Source organism: Crossiella sp. CA-258035, assembly GCF_030064675.1.
In the GTDB taxonomy this organism is placed as follows: Bacteria; Actinomycetota; Actinomycetes; order Mycobacteriales; family Pseudonocardiaceae; genus Crossiella.
On the sequence record NZ_CP116413.1, the window covers coordinates 3098278 to 3121746 of the forward strand.

A 23469-nucleotide genomic window follows, 5' to 3' on the forward strand; every position below is an offset into this window, starting at 1 on the left:
GGCCCGCGATGGGCCGGGCACGTCCCTGTCAGCTGCCCGGCTTCCAGTCCGGGTGGCCCGGCATCGGCGGCGTGGCCGGGCTGTGCAGCCAGTCCCGCAGCACCGCGGCCAGCTCGGGACCACCGGTCTCGGCGACCACCCGCTCGAAGTCCGCGGTGCTCGCGCCGGCGTCCCGGTACTGGTCCAGGAACGCCTGCAGGATCCGCTGGAAGGTCTGCTCGCCCGCGGCCTGCCGCAGCGCGTAGACCACCAGCGCGCCACCGGCCCTGGCCAGCCCGAAGATCCCGTTCGGCTCCTTGGACACCACGATGGAGCCGAGCGCGGTGCGGGCCTCCTGGTCGGCTCCGTAGATCCGGCGCAGCACCTCGGGCACGGACTGGCCGCCGTGCTCCTGTTCCCAGAGCTGGCCGAGGTAGGTGGCGAAACCTTCGCTGAGCCAGACGTCGTCGTAGCCGCGGAAGGAGATCGAGTTGCCGAACCACTGGTGCGCGGCCTCGTGCACCAGCACCGGTTCGGCCTGTTCGAGGTTTGCCAGCCCGCTCGCCAGGAAGGTGGACAGGGTGGGGTTCTCCAGGGCCTCGGTCTGGGTCGGCCGGTGTCCGTCGATGGCCAGCACGCCGTAGGTCTCCAGCGGGAACCGGCGGCCGATCTTGCCCTCCAGCCAGGACAGGTGCCCGCTGATCTTCGCCAGCGCCGGGCGCACCCGGTCCAGGTGCCCGGCGGCGACCGCGCTGCGCAGCGGCAGCCCGTGCGGGCCGGTCCCGGTGACCAGGTCCAGCTTGCCGACCGCGAGCTGGGCGACCTGGCTGGTGATCGGGTGCCGGGTGGTGTGCGTGACCACCGTGCGCCCGCCGCCGGTCCGCTCGCCGGTGCGGATCCCGTTGGCCACCACGGTCCAGCCCTCCGGCGCGTCCACCCGGTAGGTGAACCTGGCCTTGTCCGAGGGGTGGTCGTTGACCGGGAAGAACTGGTGCGCCCGGTCCGGCTGCGCCCACAGCGCGAACCCGCCGTCCGCGGTGTTGCCCCAGCCCGCGGTCTCATCCACCGGCGAGGGCAGCTTGACCGACCGGTCGGTGGTGTAGCGCACCTCGGTGCGGAACGCCCGGCCCGCGCGCAGCGGCCGGTCCGGGGTGATGACCAGCTCCTCGCCCTCGGTGCGGAACCCGGCGCGGCGGCCGTCCACCCGCACCTCGTGCACCACGCCACCGGCGAAGTCCAGGTTGAACCGGGACAGCGCCGCCGTGGCGCGGGCGGTCATCGCGGTGCGCCCGGCCATGGTGGTCACGCCCGGCTCGAACCGGAAGTCCACTGTGTACTCCTCGGCGTCGTAGCCGCCGTTGCCCAGACCCGGCAGCAGCCGGTCCCCGAGCCCGGCTGAGCCGGGTGCGGGGTCAGGAGCGGCCGAGGCGGGCACGACCGCGATGGTCAGCGCCGAGGCGGTGACCAGCAGCAGCGCGGTGGCCCGGCGGGTGGTGCCTGACATCAAGGAAACCCTCTCCGGTGGGGGGTGGTGGCCGCCAGCCTGTCGCGCCGCGGCCGGCGGCCACCTCCACCGATCGGTCGGCAAGATCGGCCGTTCGGCTACACCCTCCGCAGCACGCACAGCAGGTATTCCTTGCGGTTCAACGGGTTGTGGTCGGTGCGCGGCCGCTCCGGCACCGGTCCGCGCACCGGCCGGTGCCCGGCGAAGACGCACTCCAGCACGCCCTCGCCGCGGGTCAGGCCGGGCAGCTGCCGTTGCAGGCTGTGCACCGCGGCCGCCGGGATGTCCCCGGTCAACCGGTAGGCGGGGCCGTGCGCCGTGGTCTCCCTCGGCACCGCGCCCAGCGGCGCGAGCGCGGCCCGGACCGCGGCCAGGGTGTCGGCCGGGATGTCCAGCTCGAAGCGGTGCAGCGGCTCGTGCACGGTGGTCCCGGCCTGGCGCAGCGCGGTCATCAGCACCAGCGGGGTGAGCAGCCGGAAGTCGCCCGCGGTGCTGGACATGCTCTTGTCGAAGGTGGCGTGCGCGTGGCTCTGCCTCGGCGCGTAGCCGGAGCGGACCAGGGTGACCGCGCAGTCGGTGACCGGCCAGCCGTGCAGGCCCTGGCGCAGGGTCTCGTGCACGGTCTCCTCGATCGCCTTGAGGAAGGCAGGCGGCAGCGAGCCCAGCTCGATCTCGTAGCCGAAACGCACCCCCGATCCCGGCGGTGTCGCCGCCAGGCGCAGGCCGATGGTGGCCAGGAACGGGTTGACCTCCTTGTCCTTGGTCATCACCTCCACCGCGATGCCGGTGCCGACCGGGCGTTCCAGGCAGATCGTGGTGGTCTCCCGGAACTCCACCGCGATGCCGTGCTCCTCGGCCAGGGTCGCCTCGATGACCTCCTTCTGCACCTCGCCGTAGAGGGAGACCGCGATCTCCTGGCGGGTCTCGTCCCGGCGCAGGTTGATCAGCGGATCGGCCTCGGCGAGCTGGCTGAGCGCCAGGTGCAGCGCGCCCCGGTCGGCCGGATTCCTGGGCAGCACCACGGTTTCCAGCGTCGGCGGCGCGAACTGCCTGCTGAGCGAGGAGCGGGGATGCGGCTGCCCGACCGGGTCGCCGATGCGGATCTCGTCCAGCCCGCGCAGCAACCCGATCCGGCCCGCGGCCACCGAGTCCGCCGGGCTGGCCGTGCCGTCGGCGAACACGCTGACCCCGGTGACCTTGCCCTGGCGGCCGCGGCCGAAGTCCAGGCGGTCCCGGGTGCGCACGGTCCCGGCGAACAGCCGCAGGTAGGCCAGCTTCTCCCCGGCCGGGCCGCGGTCGACCTTGAACACGGTGCCGGAGACCGGCGCGGCCGGATCGCCGGTGTCCGCGGGCAGGAACTCGCGGATGCCCTCGATGAGGGCGTCCACCCCGGCCCCGGTCATCGCCGACCCGGCGTACACCGGGTGCACCAGCGCCTGCCGGGTCTGCGCGGTGAGCGCCGCGCGCAGGCGGGGCCAGGTCACCGAGCGCTCGTCGGCCAGGTAGTCGGCCAGCAGCGCGTCGTCCTGCCGGGACAGCACGTCCACCCAGCGGTCGGCAGGGCGAGCGGCCATGTCCACCACGGCGGGGGTGAGCCGTTCGGTGATCTCGCCCAGCACCCGCGCCGGGTCCGCGCCGCGCCGGTCGGTCTTGTTCACGAAGATCAGCGCCGGGATGCCGAGCCTGCGCAGCGCGCGCAGCAGCACCCTGGTCTGCGCCTGCACGCCCTCCACCGCGGAGACCACCAGCACCGCGCCGTCGAGCACGCTGAGCACCCGCTCCACCTCGGCGATGAAGTCCGGGTGGCCGGGGGTGTCGATCAGGTTGACCGTGGTCGCGCCGAGGGCGAAGGACACCACGGCGGACTTGATGGTGATGCCGCGCCTGCGTTCCAGCGCGAGGGAGTCGGTCTGGGTGTCACCGTGGTCGACCCGGCCGATCCGGTCGATGACCCCCGCGGTGTGCAGCAGCCGTTCGGTGAGACTCGTCTTACCGGCGTCGACGTGCGCCAGGATGCCGAGGTTGATCGTGTGCGAAGCCAAGCGTCGTGTCCTTGAGGTAGAGGGGGACTCCTTCCCGGTGGCACACGAACGAGGGACGCATGATCATCTCCTAGGTCGGGGGCTGGCAGCCCTAGGTCGTGTCGTCACGGTCCCGTCTGCGGGAGTCGTGATCGGTTTGGTCGCTGGCGGTGCGGCCGGGACGCCCTCATACCGGGCGTATCCGGGTGTTCCGGCCGTGCCGCCAGCGACCAAACCGGCGCGGCTAGCGCGGGCGGGACCGTGACGACACGACCTAGGCTGCGCAGCAGACCAGAGTCCGGATCGGCCGGGCAACCGAATATCGGGGGAGAGCCATGAGCCAGGCGCTGCGCACGGCCGCGGAGATCGCCGACACCGTGCTGTTCCCGGCGGCGAACACGGTGGACACCGCCGACCGGGTGCCCGCGAGCCACCTGGACCTGTTGGCGGCCAACGGCTTCTACGGACTGTCCACATTGGACATTGAGGATTATCCCTCGTTGCTGCGGCTGGTGGAGACCCTGGCCGGGGGCTGCCTGACCACCACGTTCGTCTGGCTGCAACACCACGGCCCGGTGCGCGCCCTGGACCGCTCGGCCAACCAGGCCCTGCGCGAGGCATACCTGGCCGACCTCACCGCGGGCCGCCGCCGCGCGGGCATCGCGGTCGGCGCGGCGGTGCGCCCCGGCCCGCCGCTGCTGCGCGCCGAACCGGTCGAGGGCGGCTACCGCTTCCACGGCAGCGCGCCCTGGGTCTCCGGCTGGGACATGGTCGACCTGCTCCAGGTGGCCGCCCGCGACGAGCAGGACGTGCTGGTCTTCGCCCTGCTCGACGCCGTGGCGGGCGACTCGCTGTCGGTGGCACCACTGGACCTGCTCGCGGTCCAGGCCAGCCGCACGGTCACCCTCACCTTCGACGGTTGCTTCGTGCCGCACGAGCGGGTGGTGCACACCGTCCCGCAGGCCGAGCACCTCACCGGCGACGCCGAGTCCCAGCGCTTCAACGGCGCACTCGCCCTCGGCGTGGCCGGCCGCGCGATCACCCTGCTCGGTGACGCGGCGGGCACGCTGCCCGGTCAGCTCGACGCGGCCCGCGCCCAGCTGCACACCGCCGCGCCCGAGGACGTGCCACTGGCCCGCGCGGCGGGCGCGGAACTGGCCCTGCGTGCGGCGAACGCCTGCGCGGTGCACCAGGGCAGCCGCAGCCTGCTGCCCGGCTCCGACGCCCAGCGCCTGGTCCGCGAGGCCACCTTCCTGCTGCTGTTCGGCTCCCGGCCGACCATCCGGTCAGCCCTGCTGAGCAGGCTGACCCAGCGCTGACCCGCCCGCGCCGCGCACCGCCGCCGCGAAGTGCCGCCGGGCCGGGCCCCACAGCAGGACCAGCACGAACGCCGACAGCGCCCAGCCGCAGACCAGGTCCGCCCGCACCTCCAGGTCCGGATAGGCCAGGAACACGAAGTACCGGCCGACCGCCTGGAAGCCGAGCAGCACGGTGATCGCGATCCGCCCCCAGTTCCGGCCCCGGTAGACCACCGTGGCCAGCCACACGTATAGCACCGCGCTGATCGGGTGGTAGATGGTGCCGGGATTGATGCCCGCCGCGGCCGGTTCGGCTATGAACCGCCACACGTCCTGCACCACCACGGTCAGATGGTTGAACGCGTGGGTGGCGATCCCGGCGGCGGCCACCGCGGCCGAATCGGGGGTGTTGCGGTGCATCGGTCCTCCTCGAAGTGCGAACACTCCGGGGACGCCCTCGGCAGGCGGTCAGGCCGTGTCGGCTGGATCACAGCCCGGACGGGTGACTCAGAACGGCAGGCCGAGCACCGGCAGGCCGATCGCGGAGTCCACCGCGAGCACCACGAACACCGCGGTCAGGTAGGTGTTCGACATGTGGAACAGCTTCATCGGGTTGGCCGGCTCGCCGTCCCGCACCGCCTTGTACAACCGGTGCGCCAGCAGCAGGAACCAGGCCCCGGCGAGCACCGCCGCGCCGGTGTAGAGCCAGCTGGTGGCCGGCGCTAGCAGCAGCGACCAGGCCACCATCACCCAGGAGTAGATGACGATCTGCTTGGCCACCTGCACCGGGGTGGCCACCACCGGCAGCATCGGCACCCCGGCCGCGGCGTAGTCGTCCTTGAACTTCATGGCCAGCGCCCAGAAGTGCGGCGGGGTCCAGAAGAAGATCACGCCGAACATGACCAGCGCCGGCCAGTCCACCGAGTTGGTCACCGCGGACCAGCCGATCACCACCGGCATGCACCCGGCCGCGCCGCCCCACACGATGTTCTGCGCCGTGCGGCGCTTGAGCACCATCGTGTAGATGAGCACGTAGAACAGGATCGCGCCCACCGCCAGGATCGCGGAGAGCAGGTTCGTGGTGGCCCACAGCCAGGCGAAGCTGGCCACGCCGAGCACCAGGCCGAAGATCAGCGCGTTGCGGGTGGGCACCGCGTGCCTGGCCAGCGGCCGGGACTTGGTGCGCTTCATCACCGCGTCGATGTCGGCGTCGGCCACGCAGTTGAGCGCGTTCGCGCTGCCCGCCGCCATGGTGCCGCCGACCAGCGTGGTCAGCACCAGCCACACGCTCGGGATGCCCCGCTGGGCCAGCAGCATCGCCGGGATGGTGGTCACCAGCAGCAGCTCGATGATCCGCGGCTTGGTCAGGGCCACGTACGCCCCGACGGTCGTCTTCACCCTGGCGAGGGGGCGCTGCGGTGGCGCGTCGAGGGTGGCGCTCATCGGACCCTCTTGACCACGGTCACCGGCGGCATCTCGCTCCTCATCGGCCCGGCCGCTGCGGATGGGTGGGGCGGGCCGGGTAGATCCTCGTCAGGTTCGGGGAGACCCAGCTGCGGGTCCCATCGGATGGTAGCCGCGCTACCTAAGCGGGGCGCGAACGGGGGTCCGGGCGCGCCAACAACTGGATCGAGTCCGGTGGGCTGCCAGCCGAAGGACTAGGCTGAGCCGAAAGAGGGAAAACAACGGTTCGGGGCTGGTCAGTCCGCCGGTTCCGCCGCTATGGCAACCAAGTTGGGAGCAGCGTCAAGTGTCCGGTTCAGAGGACTCCGTCACCATCGCCGAGCTGACCACCGCACACCTTCCCGCCGACTGGACCGAGCTGGACAAGCGCGCGGTCGACACGGTCCGGGTGCTCGCCGCCGACGCGGTCCAGAAGGTGGGCAACGGCCACCCCGGCACCGCGATGAGCCTGGCCCCCGCCGCGTACACGCTGTTCCAGCGGGCCATGCGGCACGACCCGGCCGACCCGGACTGGCCGGGCCGCGACCGCTTCGTGCTCTCCTGCGGGCACTCCAGCCTCACCCTGTACATCCAGCTCTACCTCTCCGGCTACGGCCTGACCCTGGACGACCTCAAGGCGCTGCGCACCTGGGGCTCGGCGACTCCCGGTCACCCCGAGCACCGGCACACCCCGGGCGTGGAGATCACCACCGGCCCGCTGGGCCAGGGCCTGGCCTCCGCGGTCGGCATGGCCATGGCCGCCCGCCGCGAGCGCGGCCTGTTCGACCCGGACGCCGCGCCGGGACAGAGCCCGTTCGACCACCACGTCTTCGTGATCGCCTCCGACGGCGACATCGAGGAGGGTGTGACCTCCGAGGCTTCCTCGATCGCGGGCCACCAGCAGCTGGGCAACCTCGTGGTGATCTACGACGACAACCAGATCAGCATCGAGGACGACACCGCGATCGCCCTGTCCGAGGACGTGGCCAAGCGCTACGAGGCCTACGGCTGGCACGTGCAGACCGTGCTCGGCGGCGAGAACGTCGACGGCCTGCTCCAGGCCCTCGAGGCGGCCAAGGCCGAGACCGGCAAGCCCTCGTTCATCCTGCTGCGCACCATCATCGGCTTCCCCGCGCCGACCAAGCAGAACACCGGCAAGATCCACGGCTCCGCGCTCGGCGAGGACGAGGTCGCCAAGGTCAAGGAGATCCTGGGCTTCGACCCGGCCCAGACCTTCCAGGTCGACGCCGACGTGCTCGCCCACGCCCGCGAGGTGGTCAAGCGCGGCGAGGCGGCCAAGGCGCAGTGGCAGAAGTCCTTCGACGCCTGGGCCGCGGCCAACCCCGAGCGCAAGGCCCTCTACGACCGCCTGGTCCGCAAGGAGCTGCCGGAGGGCTGGACCGCCAAGCTGCCGAGCTGGCCGGTCGACCCCAAGGGCGTGGCCACCCGCAAGGCCTCCGGCGACACCCTCGCCGCCATCGGCGAGGTGCTGCCCGAGCTGTGGGGCGGCTCGGCCGACCTGGCCGAGAGCAACAACACCACCATCAAGGGCGCGGACTCCTTCGGCCCCGAGAGCAGCTCCACCAAGACCTGGAACGCCAACCCGTACGGCCGGACGCTGCACTTCGGCATCCGCGAGCACGCGATGGGCTCCATCCTCAACGGCATCGCGCTGCACGGCCCGACCCGCCCCTACGGCGGCACCTTCCTGGTCTTCAGCGACTACATGCGCCCCGCGGTGCGCCTGGCCGCGCTGATGAAGTCCCCGGTCATCTACGTGTGGACGCACGACTCCATCGGCCTGGGCGAGGACGGCCCGACCCACCAGCCGATCGAGCACCTGGCCGCGCTGCGCGCCATCCCCGGCCTGTCCGTGGTCCGCCCGGCCGATGCCAACGAGACCGCCTTCGCCTGGAAGAAGGTCCTGGAGACCCAGGACGGCCCCACCGGCCTGGCGCTGACCAGGCAGAACGTGCCCACCCTCGAGGGCACCGACGCCGAGGGCGTGGCCAAGGGCGGCTACGTGCTCGCCGAGGCCGAGGGCGGCGACGCCCAGGTCGTGCTGATCGCCACCGGCTCCGAGGTGCAGATCGCGGTCGCGGCCAGGAAGATCCTGCAGGACGGCGGCGTTCCCGCTCGTGTGGTGTCCATGCCGTGCGTCGAGTGGTTCGACCAGCAGGAGCAGAACTACCGCGACCAGGTGATCCCGCCCGCGGTCAAGGCGCGCGTGGTGGTGGAGGCGGGTATCGCCCAGCCGTGGCACCGCTTCGTCGGCGACGCCGGGGAGATCGTCTCCATCGAGCACTTCGGCGCCTCGGCGGACTACCAGACGCTGTACCGCGAGTTCGGCCTGACCGACGACGCCGTGGTCGCCGCGGCACAGCGCAGCATCGCGCGAGTGGAGGGAAACAAGTGACTGCCAAGAGCCCACTGGCCGCGCTGAGCGAGGCCGGCGTCTCCATCTGGCTCGACGACCTGTCCAGGGAGCGGCTCAACACCGGCAACCTGGTCTCGCTGATCGAGAACCAGCACGTGGTCGGCGTGACCACCAACCCGACCATCTTCGCCGCCGCCCTGTCCAAGGGCGAGGCCTACGACGAGCAGGTCCGGGAGCTGGCCGCGCGCGGCGCGAACCTGGACCAGGCCGTGCGCGAGCTGACCACCGCCGACGTGCGCAACGCCTGCGACGTCTTCCGCGGCGTCTACAACGGCACCGACGGCTTGGACGGCCGGGTCTCCATCGAGGTCGACCCGCGGCTGGCGCACGACACCGAGCGCACCGCCGCCGAGGCCCTCGACCTGTGGAAGACGGTCGACCGGCCCAACCTGATGGTCAAGATCCCGGCCACCGTCGAGGGTCTGCCCGCCATCACCAAGGCCCTCGCCGAAGGCGTCAGCGTCAACGTCACGCTGATCTTCTCGGTGGCCCGCTACCTGGACGTGATGGACGCCTACCTCACCGGGCTGGAGCAGGCCAAGGCCAACGGCCACGACCTGTCCACGATCGCCTCGGTGGCCTCCTTCTTCGTCTCCAGGGTGGACTCCGAGATCGACAAGCGGCTGGAGGCCAAGGGCACGCCCGAGGCGCAGGCGCTGCGCGGCCAGGCCGCCATCGCCAACGCCCGGCTGGCCTACGCCGCCTACGAGGACGTCTTCGCCTCCGAGCGCTGGCAGCGCCTGGAGCAGCAGGGCGCCCGGCCGCAGCGGCCGCTGTGGGCCTCCACCGGGGTGAAGGACCCGAACTACTCCGACACCCAGTACGTGGACCAGCTCGTCGCGCCGAACGTGGTCAACACCATGCCGGAGAAGACCCTGTTCGCGGTCGAGGACCACGGCCGGATCGAGGGCGACACCGTGCGTGGCACCGCCGAGGCGGCCCAGGAGCTCTTCGACGCGCTCACCGAGGCCGGCATCGACGTGGACGACGTCTACGCGGTGCTGGAGCGGGAAGGCGTGGAGAAGTTCGAGAAGTCCTGGGAAGAACTGCTGCAGACCGTCACCGACCAGCTCGCACGCGCGAAGGGCTGAGACCACAGATGACCGAGCAGATCTCGGTTGAGATCGTCCACAGTGGACTGAACGCCGAAGCGGAACCGTTGGCGGCGCAGCTCGCGGAGGAGCAGGTCGCGAGCAAGCTCACCGCCCAGGACGCCACCCTGTGGGGTCCCGAGGCCGAGTCCGAGGCCTCGATCCGGTTGTCCTGGACCACGCTGCACGAGAGCTCCCGGCCGCTGGTCGCCGAGATCCTCCAGCTGCGCCAGGAGCTGCACGCCGACGGCGTGGACCGGGTGGTGCTGGCCGGTATGGGCGGCTCCTCGCTGGCCCCGGAGGTGATCTGCGAGACCGCCGGAGTGCGGCTGGTCGTGCTGGACACCACCGACCCCGGCCAGGTGGCCGACGCGCTGGCCGGTGACCTGTCCCGCACCGTGATCGTGGTCTCCTCCAAGTCCGGCGGGACCGTGGAGACCGACAGCCACCGGCGGATCTTCGCCAAGGCCTTCGCCGACAACGGCATCGACGCGGCCAGCCGGATCGTCGTGGTCACCGACCCCGGCTCCCCGTTCGAGAAGCTCTCGGCCGAAGCGGGTTACCGCAAGGTGTTCCTGGCCGACCCGAACGTGGGCGGCCGCTACTCCGCGCTGACCGCGTTCGGGCTGGTCCCGGCCGGTCTGGCCGGGGCGAACATCGCCGGGCTGCTGGACGAGGCCGCCGAGGCGGCGACCGTGCTGTCCCAGGACCGCGCGGACAACCCGGCGCTGCGCCTGGCCGCGGCCTTCGGCGCGGCGCACGCCCGCGGCGCGGAGAAGGTGGTGCTCACCGACACCGACTCCGGCATCAAGGGCTTCGGCGACTGGGCCGAACAGCTCGTCGCGGAGTCCACCGGCAAGAACGGCACCGGCCTGCTGCCGGTGGCGGTGGAGAACCCGGGCGCGCCCGGCTTCGCCGACGCCGGTGAGGACGCCACCACCGTGGGCATCGCCCCCGGCACCCCCGGCGCCCAGATCACCACCTCGGGTCCACTCGGCGGGCTGTTCCTGTTGTGGGAGTACGCCACCGCGGTGGCCGGACGGCTGCTCGGCATCAACCCCTTCGACCAGCCCGACGTGGAGGCGGCGAAGAAGGCGGCCCGCGCGCTGCTGGACTCCCCGACCGGCGAAGCGGCCGATCCGTCCTTTGTGGACGGTCCGGTCGAGGTGCACGCCGCCGGTGACTTCCTGGCCGGGGCGAGCACGGTGGCCGAGGCGCTGCGCGCGCTCAAGGCCGTCCTGCCCGAGCACGGCTACCTGTCGGTGCAGGCCTACCTGGACCGGCTGGACGACGCCTCCGCCGCGGTGCTGCGGCCCGAGCTGGCCAAGCGCTTCGGCGTGCAGACCACCTTCGGCTGGGGCCCCCGGTTCCTGCACTCCACCGGCCAGTACCACAAGGGCGGACACCAGAACGGCGTCTTCCTCCAGCTGACCGGCGCGAGTGAGCAGGACCTGGAGGTGCCGGAGCGCCCGTACACCCTCAGCGTGCTCCAGCTGGCGCAGGCCAAGGGCGACGGCTCGGTGCTCGCCGAGCACGGCCGCCCGGTGCTGCGTTTGCACCTGACCGACCGCGCGGCCGGTCTGGCGCACGTGGTCAAGGCTGTCCAGGAGGTTGGCGAGTGAGCCGACAGTGGCAGAACCCGCTGCGGGACCCGCGGGACAAGCGGCTACCCCGGATCGCCGGCCCGTGCGGCCTGGTGATCTTCGGCGTGACCGGTGACCTGTCCCGCAAGAAGCTCATGCCCGCCATCTACGACCTGGCCAACCGCGGCCTGCTGCCGCCGGGCTTCGCGCTCACCGGGTTCGCCCGCCGCGAGTGGGAGAACCAGGACTTCGAGCAGGTCGTCTACGAGGCGGTCAAGCAGCACGCGCGCACCCCGTTCCGCCAGTCGGTGTGGGACTCGCTGGCCGAGGGCTGCCGGTTCGTGCAGGGCACCTTCGACGACGACGACGCCTTCGACCGGCTGGCCGCCACCATCAAGGAGCTCGACGAGCAGCGGGGGACCGGCGGCAACCACGCCTTCTACCTGTCCATCCCGCCCGGCGCGTTCCCCACGGTGTGCAAGCAGCTGGCCCGCTCCGGCCTGTCCGAGCAGGCCCCGGACCAGTGGCGCCGGGTCGTGATCGAGAAGCCGTTCGGCCACGACCTGGCCAGCGCGCGCGAGCTGAACCGGATCGTCAACGAGGTCTTCCCCGAGGAGTCGGTGTTCCGCATCGACCACTACCTCGGCAAGGAGACCGTGCAGAACATCATGGCGCTGCGGTTCGCCAACCAGCTGTTCGAGCCGATCTGGAACGCCAACTACGTCGACCACGTGCAGATCACCATGGCCGAGGACATCGGCCTCGGTGGTCGCGCCGGGTACTACGACGGCATCGGCGCGGCCCGCGACGTGATCCAGAACCACCTGCTGCAGCTGCTCGCGCTGACCGCGATGGAGGAGCCCAGCTCCTTCGCGCCCAAGGACCTGCGCGCGGAGAAGGCCAAGGTCCTCGCGGCCACCGCGCCGATGGAGCCGCTGGCCGAGACCACCGCGCGCGGGCAGTACGTGGGCGGCTGGCAGGGCGGGCAGAAGGTGCCCGGCCTGCTGGAGGAGGGCGGCTTCGCCAAGGACTCGATCACCGAGACCTACGCGGCGATGACCGTGGAGGTCAAGAACCGCCGCTGGGCCGGGGTGCCGTGGTACCTGCGCACCGGCAAGCGCCTCGGCCGGCGGGTCACCGAGATCGCGGTGGTGTTCAAGCGCGCCCCGCACCTGCCGTTCGACTCCACCTCCACCGAGGAGCTGGGGCAGAACGCGCTGGTCATCCGGGTCCAGCCGGATGAGGGCATCACCATGCGGTTCGGCTCCAAGGTGCCGGGCACCTCGATGCAGATCCGCGACGTGACCATGGACTTCGGCTACGGCCACGCCTTCACCGAGTCCAGCCCCGAGGCCTACGAGCGGCTGCTGCTGGACGTGCTGCTCGGCGAGCCGTCGCTGTTCCCGGTCAACGACGAGGTGGAGACCTCGTGGGAGATCCTGGAGCCGGTGCTGAAGTTCTGGGAGCGCGACGGCAAACCAGAGCCGTACGCCGCGGGCACCTGGGGCCCGGACTCCGCCGAGGAGATGATGGCCCGCACCGGACGTCACTGGAGGCGACCGTGATCATCGACCTGCCCTCGACCACCACCTCGGTGGTCAACAAGAAGCTCGTCGACCTGCGCGAGCAGGGCGGCGCGGTGGCGCTCGGGCGGGTGCTGACCCTGGTCATCGTTACCGACGACGGCGAGCGCACCGAGGAGGCCATCGACGCGGCCAACGACGCCAGCCGCGAACACCCCTGCCGGGTGATCGTGCTGGCCAGGGGCGCGCGCAAGGCCGCGCCCCGGCTGGACGCGCAGATCAGGGTCGGCGGCGACGCCGGGGCCAGCGAGGTCATCGTGCTGCGCCTGTACGGCCCGCTGGCCGAGGAAGGAGCCAGCTGCACCATCCCGCTGCTCCTGCCCGACGCCCCGGTGGTCGCCTGGTGGCCCTTCGCCGCCCCCGCGGTGCCGTCCCAGGACCCGATCGGCAAGCTGGCCCAGCGCCGGATCACCGACGCCGCCGCCGAACGCAACCCGATCAAGGCCCTGGAACAGCGGCGCAAGGCCCACGTCGCGGGCGACACCGACCTGGCCTGGACCCGGCTGACCAGCTGGCGGGCCGTGCTCGCCGCGGCACTGGACCTGCCGCCGTACGAGAAGGTCACCGCGGCCGTGGTGACCGGGGCCGGCGACTCGCCGTCCACCGAGCTGCTGGCCGCCTGGCTGGCCGCCAGCCTGAAGATCCCGGTCGAGCGGGCCAAGTCCACCGACGGCCAGGGCATCTGCTCGGTGGAGCTGGAACGCCGCTCGGGCAAGGTGGAGCTGGTCCGGCCGGACGGCAAGGTCGGCCTGCTCACCCAGGCCGGTCAGCCGGAACGCCGGGTGGCGCTGCAACGCCGCGAGGTCCGCGACTGCCTGGCCGAGGAGCTGCGCAGGCTGGACCCGGACGAGATCTACGAGCACACGCTCAAGGGCCTGGCCAGGGTCGTCAAGCCCACGGCCAAGCGCGCCGTCAAGCCCGCCGCCGCGAAGGCCGAGGCCAAGCCCGCCGCGAAGGCGGAGGCCAAGCCCGAGGCCGCCAAGGCCGAGCCGAAGCCCGCCGCCAAGGCTGAGCCGAAGGTCACGGCCAAGGCGGACCCGAAGGCCAACGGCAAGGCCGAGACCAAGGCCGAGCCGAAGCCGGAGGCCAAGGCCCCGGCCAAGCCGAAGCGCGCGAAGAAGGCCGACGCCTGATCCCGTTGCCCTGACCCGACTGTGGCGTTCCCGCACCGCGCGGGAACGCCACAGTCGTCTTCGGCCCAGTTGGCGTCCTCGGCTCAGTCCGCGGCAGCCTCGGCGGCCAGCCGGTCCATCCCGCTCTGCGTCTTCAACGGGATCGGCTTGAGGAAGGCCACCGCCACGACCACCAGCACCGCGATCGGCGCGGAGATCAGGAACAGCTCCCCGGTGGCCGACCCGTAGGTCTCCTGCACCACCGCCTTCACCGGCTCGGGCAGCAGCGCCAGGTTCGGCACCCCCTCGCCGCCGCCAGGTAGCGCCGCGCCCGTGCCCAGCTTCGCCGACAGCGTGCTGCCCACGTTGCTCGCCAGCACCGCGCCCAGCGCGCTCACCCCGATGGTGCCGCCCAGGCTGCGGAAGAAGGAGAGCACCGAGGTCGCGGTGCCCAGGTCCTTGGCGGGCACGTCGTTCTGCGCGGCCAGCACCAGGTTCTGCATCAGCATGCCCACGCCGACCCCGAGCAGCACCATGTACGTGCCGAGCAGGACCAGGCTGGTGTGCGCGTCGATGGTGCCCAGCAGCGCCAGCCCCGCGGTCATCAGCGACGCGCCGGCGACCAGGAAGTGCTTCCACCGCCCGGTCCGGCTGATCAGCTGCCCGGCGATGGTGGAGGAGACCAGCATGCCCACGATCATCGGCAGGCTGAGCAGTCCGGCCACCGTCGGCGAGTGCCCCAGCGCGAGCTGGAAGTACTGCGAGAGGAACACGGTGCCGCCGAACATGGCCACGCCGACCAGGAAGCTGGCCACCGTGGCCAGCGTGACGGTGCGGTTGCGGAAGATGGTCAGCGGCACGATCGGCTCGGCCACCCGCGACTCCACGAACACCGCGAGCGCCAGGATCAGCAGGCCGCCGCCGAGCAGGCCCAGCGTGGCGGTGGACATCCACTCGAACTGCTTGCCCACCAGCGAGGACCACACCAGGGTCAGCGAGACGCCCGCGGTGATCAGGAACGCGCCCAGGTAGTCGACCTTGACCTCGCGGCGGACCACCGGCAGGTTCAGCGTGCGCTGCAACAGGATGATCGCGGCCACGGCCAGCGGCACACCGAGGAAGAAGCACCAGCGCCAGCCCAGCCAGGAGGTGTCCACCAGCACGCCGCCGATCAGCGGACCGGCCACCGTGCCCACCATGAACACCGCGCCGAACACCCCGGAGTAGCGGCCCAGCTCCCTCGGCGAGAGGATCGCGGCCATGATCACCTGCGCCAGCGCGGTGAGCCCACCGGCGCCGATGCCCTGCGCGATCCGGCTGATGATCAGCACGTCCATGCTGGTGGCGAACCCGGCCACCAGCGAGCCGATGACGAACAGGCCCAGCGAGAGCTGGATCAGCAGCTTCTTGCTGTAGAGGTCGGAAAGCTTGCCCCACAACGGAACCGTGGCGGTCATCGCCAGCAGCTCGGTGGTCACCACCCAGGTGTAGCTGGCCTGGGAGCCACCCAGTTCGGAGATGATCCGGGGTAACGCGTTGGCCACCACGGTCGAGGCCAGGATGGCGACGAACATGCCCATCATCAGGCCGGAGAGCGCTTGCAGCACCGCACTCCGGTTCGTCGCCGCGGTTGCCGGTTCCGGCGCCGCAGCGGTCACAGTCATCGGTTTTCCTTATTTTTCAAGGGAATTCGGTCAGCCGCGCGGGGTCGCGTCGGCAGGCAGGGGGAGGCCGCGTTCCAGCGCGGCGCAGGCGGTGTCCACGAGCTCGGCCAGCGACTCCGCGCCGTCCATCCGGTACCAGCGGCGCAGCGCCGAGCGCATCGCGCCACCGGCGGTGTAGAACAGCAGCGCCGGGTACAGCGACACTGCGGGCAGGCCGCACCAGCGCGCGATCCCCTCGATCAGCCGCTGCTCGTCGTCGGAGTCCAGCGCGGCGCTGCGGGCCAGCAACTGTGGGTAGCGGGTGCACACGGTCATCCGCAGCAGCCACTCGTCCCGGTCGGCGTCGATCCGCTCCAGGTCCGGCCGCCAGGAACGCACCAGCGCGAGCAGCGGTCCGGACTCGGGGGAGAGCTCCCGCAGCCGCTCCAGTCCGCGCTCAACCCGGCTGGCGTGATCGGGGTAGGGCGTGGTGACGGCGTCTTCCTTGGCGCCGAAGTAGTTGAAGAAGGTGCGTGAGGAGACGCCGACCGCCCCGGCGATGTCCTCCACCGTCACCTGGTCCAGCCCGCGCGCGGCGATGAGCTCCAGCGCGGTCAGCGCCAGCGCCCGGTGCGTCTCCTGCCGCTTGCGCTCCCGCAGCCCCAGCGGTCGGTCGGTGCTCGTCACAACATCCACGAAACCAGAAAACTTCACAGCGTGCAAAGTTTCAGACTGTGAAGCAGACGACAGCGCCCCCCGGCCCGTACGGACCAGGGGGCGCCGGAGAGGCCGCGATCAGCCCAGCAGCAGCACCTTCCCGGTGGTGCGCCGCCCCTCCAGGTCCTCATGCGCCTGCCGCGCCTCGCCCAAGGCGTAACGCGCGCCGATCCGGATGTTCAGCGAGCCGTCGGCCACCCCGCTGAGCACCTCGGAGGCCCGCCACACCAGCTCCTCGCGGTTGGCGGTGTAGTGGCCGAGGCTGGGCCGGGTGACGAACACCGACCCGGCCTGGTTGAGCCGCTGCAGGTCCACCGGCGGCACCTGCCCGCTGGCCGCGCCGTAGAGCGCGAGCACCCCGCGCGGCCGCAGGCTGGCCAGGCTCGCGTCGAAGGTCGAGGCCCCCACCCCGTCGTAGACCACGGACACCCCACGCCCGCCGGTCAGCGCACGGGCCTGCTCGGCCACGTCGGCCTCGGTGTACCGGATGATCTCGTCCGCCCCGGCCTCGCGGGCGAGCTTCTCCTTCTCCGCGGTGGACACGGTGCCGATCACCCGCCCGCCCTTGGCCTTGACGAACTGGGTGAGCAGCAGTCCCATGCCACCCGCGGCCGCGTGCACCAGCACGTCGTCCCCGGCCTGCACCGGGTAGGTGGAGGTGGTCAGGTAGTGCGCGGTCATGCCCTGCAACATCGACCCGGCGGCCACCACCAGGTCAACCCCGTCCGGCACCGGCACCACGGCCGAGGCGGGCACCGCGACCAGCTCGGCATAGGACCCGATCGCCGAGGCCCAGGCCACCCGCGCCCCCACCGAGTGCCCGGTGACCCCGTCGCCGACCGCGACCACCTCGCCCGCGCCCTCCAGGCCGGGGGTGAACGGCAGCGGCACGGGGTAGACGCCGGTGCGGTGGTAGGTGTCGATGTAGTTGACCCCGCTGGCGGCCACCCGGACCAGCAGCTCCCCAGGCCCGGCGACCGGATCGGCCACCTCGGCCGCCACCAGCACCTCGGGTCCACCGTATGCCTGTACCTGCACCGCTCGCATGAACCGCACCTCTCACCTGATCTTCGCCGGTCACTGTTGCCAACAGAACCGGTCACGGACGTGTTCCCGCACGCCGGACTTGCCGGTCCCAGCGGCTAGAGTGACCCGGGTGAGTGAGCCTTCGAAGGCCGCGGTCGCCGCCGCCACCGCGTTTGTCGCTGCCCACGGGAAGTCCGCCCGCGCCGTTGTGGAGAACATCGGCCGAGCCGGCGTCCGCGTAGTCCTGGTCGGAGACGACGGAGCCCTGGGCGACGTGATCGTCCCCGACGTCGCCACCGGCGAAGCCCTGGTCGCCAAGGTCGAAGGCCTGGACGGCAAGGAATGGGACCGCGAGACCATCGCCGCCACCAAGATCGGCCCCGAGCACCGCCGAAAGATGGCAGGCCCCCGAGCCCGAGGCTGACCCACACCCCACCCGTCGCGCGCCACGCCGCGCCGCGCGACATTCCCGCGATCACTTCCGCACACCCAGGCACCTCCATTGCTACCATCCCTTCAGTTCCAACTGAAGAAAATGGGGAGGTCCCACGGTGTCCGACATCAGCCGCACTGGTGGTCGCCAACCGTCCGACTGGATCGAAACGTTTGCGGCCAAGTTCGAAGCCCAGGAGGGCATGCCCCTCATCGCCGGCCGAATCCTGGGCTTCCTACTTATTTGCGACCCCCCAGAACGCACCGCCGCGGAACTCTCCGCTGCCCTGTCCGCCAGCAGCGGTTCGGTCAGCACCAACGTCCGCCTGCTGATGGCCCGCGGCCTGGTGAGCAAAACGACCCGCCGAGGCCGTGAAGCCGCCGTCTACCAGGTCCGCGCCGAAGCCTGGGCCGAGGTCATGCTCCAACGCCTGGAAGCCATCGCCGCCGTCAACGAACTGACCCACGAAGGCCTCCGCCTGCTCAGTGGCCAAGGCGACCGGGCCCAACGCCTGCGCACCGTTGACGCCTACTACCGCTGGCTGGCCACCGAAGTAGCCGAACTCCCAGCCAAGTGGTCCGCCGCCAAACCCCGCTGATCCCTCGCCGTCCGCCCCGCTTGCTCGGCCGTTCGCCCCGTCGGCTGGCCGCTTGCCCGCTTGCTCGGCCGGTCGCCCTGCCTGCCCGGCCACTTGCCCGCCGGGCAGGCCACCTGCCCCGACGGTCAGCCCCGCCGCGCGTCCTCCGCGACCAGCTCCGGCCGCCCGGCCGCCACGCCCCGATCCCCGGTCGCCGCCCACACATTGCCCATGGCCAGCGTCACCAACGCCGCCCCCAGCACGTGCAGCGACACCAACGCCTCCGGCACCCCGGTGAGGTACTGCACCATCCCGATCGACCCCTGCGCCAGCACGGTCACGATCAACCACGCGTAGGCCCGCCACACCCCACGAGGCGCCCCCACCGCCCGCAACGCGAACCCAAAGGCGATCAACAACCCCAGGTACAGGAACAACAGATCGGCATGCGCCTGTGCCAACCCCGACACCGAGACGTTCAACCGAGCGGTCTCCGCGTCCCCAGCGTGCGGCCCCGCCCCGGTCACCATGGTGCCCACCACCAGCACGCCGCCGAGCACCACGGTGCTCACCACCAGCAGCTGCCGCAACGCCGCAGGCACCAGTGGCCGCACCGCGTCATCGCTCTCGAACTGCGCCCGCACCAGCAACACGGCCAGCCACACCAGCACCATCGACACCAGGAAGTGCCCGGCCACGGTCCACCAGACCAGCCCCGCCAGCACGGTGATCCCGCCGATGACCCCCTGGCTGATGGTCACCAGCAGCGTTGCCGCCGCCAGTCGCGTCAACCGCTGCCGCCGAGGCCGGTGCAACCAGACCAGCACGAAGCAGAGCAGCGCGACCAGCCCCACCACCCCGCTGAGCAGCCGGTTCCCGAACTCGATCCACTGGTGGAACCAGGCGAGCTCCGGATGCTCAATCGGCACCAGACTCCCCGGGAAGCAGTTAGGCCAAGTAGGACACCCCAACCCAGACCCGGTAACCCGAACCACCGACCCAGTGACCGCGATGACCACCTGCAAGACCAGGTTCGTCACCAAAAAACCCCTGGTCAAACCCCAAGAAGGCCCAGACTTCCCCCGAGCGCCAGCCGCATCTCCAGCCCTGGCCCCAGCCCCGGACTCAGCGCCAATGCCGGTGTCTTGCGTTGTCGCTCCCGGCTCCCGCGGGTCGCTCACCGATCTTGGTTCCTTCGTGTCCCCGCCTCGCGTCACACCGGTGGCTGACCCCGCGTCCTTCGACGGCGCGGCGGCCCTCGATGGGCTGGCGTCAGAGTTGGCTGGCGGCTCGGCGTCAATGGGAGGCACGGCACCCGATGGTAGGCCGCCCCACCCCACCACCTGTCGCCGGGCTACGTAACAGCGCTCCACCCCACCCGCCGGCTCAACCCCCGGTCAGTGAGCAACACCGTGCTGTCCGCCCACTGGTCGACGGCCCCCGGCCCCCGCAACTCCGGATCCGTCACGGTGGCCAACAACGCCGCGCTGAACCGATCCGCCCGCAACACCCGAAACGGCCGCGAGTGATATCCCCGCACAGCCGGATCAACCACCTCGGTCAACCCCAGCCGATTGTGTTCCGCTGCAACAGCCTCATACGCCCGAACCAACCCCGCCTCCCGCTCCCGCCAGTCCCGCGCCGCCAGCACCTCCCGGAACACCGGCGCCAACTCCGCCGCAACCGGCAGCCGCCCAAACGCACTCCCCAACCACTTGCCATAGGGCGGATACCGACGCCCCATCAACAGGCACAACCGCATCAGGTCCCGAACCACCCGCGCCGCGACCACCGCGGACCCGACCTCATCCCCAACCTCCCCGCACCGCCCGACAAACGCCTCCTCCTCAGCCACCCGCCCCCACTGCCGAGCCAACACGAACCGCCACACCTCGGCCGGGTACCACCGCAACCGCTCCCGAGCCCACCCCAAGTCCCCAACCTGATCCAAGTCCCCGACCCGGCCCAAGTCCCCGGCCCACGTCGAGTCCCCAGCCCGCGCCAAGTCCGTGCTCCGGCGGTCCGCGCCTAGCTGACCCATGCCCGGATGATCCGCGGCTAGCTGATCATCGGCTCTCTGATCGCCGTCTCTTTGATCGCCGGTCCTCTGTCCATCGTTCCTCAGCCCACCGTTCCCTTGTTCGGGGTTGCCCTGATCGGCGTCTGCGTGATCCGGGTCTGCGTGATCCACGCGCTCGCCGCCCGCGCCGCTGTGCTCCGCGAGCCCGTCATGGAAGACCGCTCCGGCAGTGACCTCCGCCAGCGCTTGCGTAGGCGTGACAAGCCAATCCCCGGTCGAGACCGCCACCCGTGGATCAAACCCCAACGTCCGCCCGAACCAGTCACCAAGTCCGCTGACCTCAACGCGGTGGTTCACCGTCCCCTCGGTGAGCCGCATGACGCCAACGCCTTGATCCTCGGTCGGCTCAAAATGCGTCGGAAACCCCAAGAACTCCTTCGGCAACCGCTCAGCCAACATCACCCGGATCGACTCGCCGAATCGTCGACCGTCCTGCGCGCCCAGGAACAACTGCAGCCGAGGCCCCCATTCGTGGTCCGCGGACCGCTCGGTGTCGAACCCGAGCACCTCCGAACCGCTGCCGATCCGCGCCGCGGTGTGCGGCAGGCCCCCGAAGTGCCTGCGCAGCAACGGCTCAACCACCTCCCAGTAGTACCGCCGAGACAGCTCCAACCCGGGAACGAACGCGGAGTCCATGCCCGGCATCGTGCTCTGTCCCTCGGCGAGCAGCGACTGGATTTCCCGCGCCGCGGCCGTCCTCGCTGGGAGCATCTCCCCGAGCCCCGAGCCCCGAGCCCCGAGCCCCGAGCCCCGAGCCGACGATGCAGCCCCCTCCAGCTACAGCTCTCTCCGGGCACCGTCCCCTGTCCGATGTAGCCGGTCCGGCGACTGTTCCGGCCCTGGCGGTCAGACGCGGTCGGCGTTCAGCGCCGCCGGAACCAGGCGTTGGCCCCGGGTGCGAACATCAATGCCAACGCCCCGACCACCGCCACGATGTGCAGCGCCCGAACCGCGGCGAACACCAGGAATCCAGCGTCGGCGCCTGCGAAGGCGGCGATCGGATCGTTGCCCTCGGCCAGCCACGAGATCGGCTCGACTACCAGTGACAGCATTCCCAGCACGCCCAGCAGCAACGCCAGCGCGATCCGTGCCCATCCCCGCCCTCGGTGCAGGGCCAGGATGATCGGCACCAGGATCGCGGTGACCGCGATGCGAACTCCCACGGGCACAACGGCTTCGGCGAACGTGGGCTGGTGCTCGATCATGCCGAGCACGGTCTCGACCACGCCCGCGCCCACTGCGACGAACCACAACGCGGCCGCTCGCCGCACGGCGACGGGCACAACCTGCGGGGCAACCAGTGTCTGCGTCATGCCAGGAACTCTGCTCCCGGACAAACGCCGAGTCAGGGGTTCCAGGCTCCGGACAGCAGGTAGGGAAAACTCCCATAGATCAAGGTTGTTCACCTACCGGTGCTCGGGCGATGCACAGTACGCACGGCATGCCCGCGCTCCGTGGTTCCACGGCGGTCGTCGGCGCGCGGTGCCCGCAGATCGCGGTCAGCTCGACCGGCGGCTGTTGTGGATCAAGTCCACTGACGATGAAGGCATGCACCTGGCGGTCACGCCAGGAACGCCACCACGCCAGATCGTTCACGGTCACCACGGCCTTGCCTCCATCCGGTCGTCTCGGATGTGACGACCGGCCTAACGTTCAATGACGTTGCCTCCCAAGGTTCTCTAGAGCGATGGTCTGGTTTCCTCGTCCTGGCAGCCGCAGCGGGGCTGCCGTGCACCCATGGAGTTGCGCGGCGTACCGCCGGAGTTGCCGCCTGGGCGCCCAGGCGGTTCCACGACTTCGGCGCGCGTCGCCTTCTCTGGTCACGCCACCTTTCTCGATCACGTAGGTGTCGGGGGCTTCGTAGGGTGGGGCATCACCGCCTGGTTCGCCGTGGGGGTCGCTCGCTCGCCAGTCGCTCTCGTCGGCTGGGGTGCGTCGCTGGGTGGGGGAAGCCGGGGTGCGTGGACCGCGGGACCGCCTGCCTGTAGTCGAAACGGTGGCGTGGTGCCGGCACGCCAACAGCTCGACGGTGTCGTTCCGGGCGCCTCCTTGGGGTGATCTTCGTTGTCTCGCTGGGTCAGATGCGGGTTCGGAGGTACGTGGTCAGCGCCTCCCAGCGGAGTGCCTCGGCGTGGTCGTCAGGGGTCACCTCCAGAGGCAAGCGCTTCTTCCTGGTGTATGCCGACAGGCGGCTCCTCGGTGGGTTGGCCAGCAGATCCAGGATCGGGGTGAGTGCCTGTTCCGGGGAGGGCGCTAATCGGAACAGGACCCGGATGATCGCGCGATGAACCGGGGAGAGGTCGCCGGAAAGACTGCTCCGGACGAACAGTGGGTTGTACAGCACGTACTTCAGCCGGGGCTGGGCCTTGGTGAGCAAGAGGGCGGACAGTTCGTTGGCGCGACGGCTCTGGTGGTTGGCCGTCCGCCAGCTGTAGTTGTTCGCCAGGCTGGGGTCCTGCCAGCGCACGGCCGACTTGGGTGCTCCTGGGACCGAGGTGTTGATGATGACCGGGCGCGGCGAAGCGCTCAGTTGCGGCAGCAGGGCGGTGGCCAGGATGTGGCGACTGAGGGCGTAGAGGGCCAGGTTGTGTTCGACGCCCTCGGTGGTCAGTGTGCGGGAACGGACCACGTGGGCGGCGGCCAGGAACAGGGTGTCGACGCTCGGGTGCTCCCTGGCTATGTGGGCGGCGACTCGCTCCGCCTCCCGCTGTAGGCGCAGGTCGGCCTGGACGAAGTGCGCGCGAGTGGCCGGCAGCGTCTTGAACTTCTCGACGTCCCGGCCGATCACCACGACCGTTTCACCTGCTCGGAGCAGGTGTTGGGCCAGTGCGCGGCCGAGACCGTCGGTGCCGCCGGAGATCACTGTGGTGGCCATGGCGTCCTCTCGTTTGCAAGGGGAGCATCTGCTCCGTATAGTCAACCTAGCAGAGGCGGAGCAGATG

The 23469-nt window shown here is 71.0% G+C and carries 19 protein-coding genes; 8 read left to right on the top strand and 11 right to left on the bottom strand.

The annotated features are described in order from the left end of the window. Positions 1-28 precede the first annotated feature (28 nt). Positions 29-1483, bottom strand: coding sequence for a M1 family metallopeptidase (locus N8J89_RS14245; RefSeq protein WP_283664821.1), 1455 nt, complete (start codon positions 1481-1483; stop codon positions 29-31). Positions 1484-1581: 98 nt separating this feature from the next. Next, complete coding sequence (locus N8J89_RS14250; protein ID WP_283664822.1) at positions 1582-3525, bottom strand: elongation factor G; 1944 nt, start codon at positions 3523-3525, stop codon at positions 1582-1584. A gap of 314 nt (positions 3526-3839) precedes the next feature. Here N8J89_RS14250 and N8J89_RS14255 point away from each other — a divergent pair, with 314 nt between their 5' ends. Further along, on the top strand, positions 3840-4823 hold the full coding sequence (locus N8J89_RS14255) for an acyl-CoA dehydrogenase family protein (protein WP_283664823.1): 984 nt from the start codon (positions 3840-3842) through the stop codon (positions 4821-4823). On the opposite strand, the gene N8J89_RS14260 is transcribed toward N8J89_RS14255, so the two are convergent. Further along, positions 4791-5222 (bottom strand): hypothetical protein, encoded by a 432-nt coding sequence (locus N8J89_RS14260; protein WP_283664824.1) that lies wholly within the window; start codon positions 5220-5222, stop codon positions 4791-4793. The genes N8J89_RS14255 and N8J89_RS14260 overlap by 33 nt on opposite strands. An 87-nt stretch (positions 5223-5309) precedes the next feature. After that, entirely contained in the window at positions 5310-6245 is a 936-nt protein-coding gene (locus N8J89_RS14265) for a heme o synthase (RefSeq protein WP_283664825.1), read from the bottom strand. Between the two features lie 307 nt (positions 6246-6552). Between N8J89_RS14265 and tkt the strand changes: the two genes are divergently transcribed. Genes tkt through opcA form a run of 5 tightly spaced genes read left to right on the top strand, consistent with a single transcriptional unit; the run spans position 6553 to position 14072 of the window. Then, a complete protein-coding gene (tkt, locus tag N8J89_RS14270; RefSeq protein ID WP_283664826.1) occupies positions 6553-8661 on the top strand; it encodes a transketolase in 2109 nt (702 codons plus the stop codon). Further along, positions 8658-9773: a transaldolase gene (gene tal / locus N8J89_RS14275; protein WP_283664827.1), complete on the top strand. Its 1116-nt coding sequence runs from the start codon at positions 8658-8660 to the stop codon at positions 9771-9773. The genes tkt and tal overlap by 4 nt, the downstream gene beginning before the upstream one ends. Positions 9774-9781: 8 nt before the next feature. Further along, positions 9782-11395, top strand: a complete 1614-nt coding sequence (locus N8J89_RS14280) for a phosphoglucose isomerase-related protein (RefSeq protein WP_283664828.1) — start codon at positions 9782-9784, stop codon at positions 11393-11395. Continuing rightward, positions 11392-12921, top strand: coding sequence for a glucose-6-phosphate dehydrogenase (gene zwf / locus N8J89_RS14285; RefSeq protein ID WP_252481683.1), 1530 nt, complete (start codon positions 11392-11394; stop codon positions 12919-12921). The genes N8J89_RS14280 and zwf overlap by 4 nt, the downstream gene beginning before the upstream one ends. Beyond that, complete coding sequence (gene opcA, locus N8J89_RS14290) at positions 12918-14072, top strand: glucose-6-phosphate dehydrogenase assembly protein OpcA (protein ID WP_283664829.1); 1155 nt, start codon at positions 12918-12920, stop codon at positions 14070-14072. Before zwf ends, opcA begins: the two co-directional genes overlap by 4 nt. 83 nt (positions 14073-14155) lie before the next feature. On the opposite strand, the gene N8J89_RS14295 is transcribed toward opcA, so the two are convergent. The 3 genes from N8J89_RS14295 to N8J89_RS14305 form a co-directional block, all read right to left on the bottom strand. Then, a complete protein-coding gene (locus N8J89_RS14295) occupies positions 14156-15715 on the bottom strand; it encodes an MDR family MFS transporter (protein ID WP_283664830.1) in 1560 nt (519 codons plus the stop codon). 30 nt (positions 15716-15745) lie between these two features. After that, complete coding sequence (locus tag N8J89_RS14300; protein WP_283664831.1) at positions 15746-16381, bottom strand: TetR/AcrR family transcriptional regulator; 636 nt, start codon at positions 16379-16381, stop codon at positions 15746-15748. 108 nt (positions 16382-16489) lie between these two features. Continuing rightward, complete coding sequence (locus N8J89_RS14305) at positions 16490-17458, bottom strand: quinone oxidoreductase family protein (RefSeq protein ID WP_283664832.1); 969 nt, start codon at positions 17456-17458, stop codon at positions 16490-16492. 109 nt (positions 17459-17567) lie between these two features. Here N8J89_RS14305 and N8J89_RS14310 point away from each other — a divergent pair, with 109 nt between their 5' ends. Both N8J89_RS14310 and N8J89_RS14315 read left to right on the top strand, forming a co-directional pair. After that, entirely contained in the window at positions 17568-17861 is a 294-nt protein-coding gene (locus N8J89_RS14310) for a hypothetical protein (protein WP_283664833.1), read from the top strand. A gap of 127 nt (positions 17862-17988) precedes the next feature. Continuing rightward, complete coding sequence (locus N8J89_RS14315; protein WP_283664834.1) at positions 17989-18468, top strand: MarR family transcriptional regulator; 480 nt, start codon at positions 17989-17991, stop codon at positions 18466-18468. A 125-nt stretch (positions 18469-18593) separates the two neighbouring features. On the opposite strand, the gene N8J89_RS14320 is transcribed toward N8J89_RS14315, so the two are convergent. The 4 genes from N8J89_RS14320 to N8J89_RS14335 all read right to left on the bottom strand — a co-directional run bounded on the left by N8J89_RS14320 (position 18594) and on the right by N8J89_RS14335 (position 23402). Beyond that, positions 18594-19487 carry a COX15/CtaA family protein gene (locus N8J89_RS14320; protein ID WP_283664835.1) on the bottom strand — a complete coding sequence of 298 codons (894 nt, stop codon included), beginning with the start codon at positions 19485-19487 and terminating at the stop codon, positions 18594-18596. A 314-nt stretch (positions 19488-19801) separates the two neighbouring features. Continuing rightward, positions 19802-21163, bottom strand: coding sequence for a DUF4037 domain-containing protein (locus tag N8J89_RS14325; protein WP_283664836.1), 1362 nt, complete (start codon positions 21161-21163; stop codon positions 19802-19804). Positions 21164-21390: 227 nt separating this feature from the next. Then, entirely contained in the window at positions 21391-21840 is a 450-nt protein-coding gene (locus tag N8J89_RS14330) for a hypothetical protein (protein ID WP_283664837.1), read from the bottom strand. Between the two features lie 764 nt (positions 21841-22604). After that, on the bottom strand, positions 22605-23402 hold the full coding sequence (locus tag N8J89_RS14335) for an SDR family NAD(P)-dependent oxidoreductase (protein ID WP_283664838.1): 798 nt from the start codon (positions 23400-23402) through the stop codon (positions 22605-22607). Positions 23403-23469 lie beyond the last annotated feature (67 nt).

Coding starts and splice junctions, on each gene's coding strand:
- N8J89_RS14245 (WP_283664821.1), bottom strand. CDS start 1,483: ATGTCAGGCACCACCCGCCGGGCCACCGCGCTGCTGCTGGTCACCGCC.
- N8J89_RS14255 (WP_283664823.1), top strand. CDS start 3,840: ATGAGCCAGGCGCTGCGCACGGCCGCGGAGATCGCCGACACCGTGCTG.
- N8J89_RS14260 (WP_283664824.1), bottom strand. CDS start 5,222: ATGCACCGCAACACCCCCGATTCGGCCGCGGTGGCCGCCGCCGGGATC.
- N8J89_RS14265 (WP_283664825.1), bottom strand. CDS start 6,245: ATGAGCGCCACCCTCGACGCGCCACCGCAGCGCCCCCTCGCCAGGGTG.
- N8J89_RS14280 (WP_283664828.1), top strand. CDS start 9,782: ATGACCGAGCAGATCTCGGTTGAGATCGTCCACAGTGGACTGAACGCC.
- N8J89_RS14295 (WP_283664830.1), bottom strand. CDS start 15,715: ATGACTGTGACCGCTGCGGCGCCGGAACCGGCAACCGCGGCGACGAAC.
- N8J89_RS14305 (WP_283664832.1), bottom strand. CDS start 17,458: ATGCGAGCGGTGCAGGTACAGGCATACGGTGGACCCGAGGTGCTGGTG.
- N8J89_RS14325 (WP_283664836.1), bottom strand. CDS start 21,163: ATGGACTCCGCGTTCGTTCCCGGGTTGGAGCTGTCTCGGCGGTACTAC.
- N8J89_RS14330 (WP_283664837.1), bottom strand. CDS start 21,840: ATGACGCAGACACTGGTTGCCCCGCAGGTTGTGCCCGTCGCCGTGCGG.
- N8J89_RS14335 (WP_283664838.1), bottom strand. CDS start 23,402: ATGGCCACCACAGTGATCTCCGGCGGCACCGACGGTCTCGGCCGCGCA.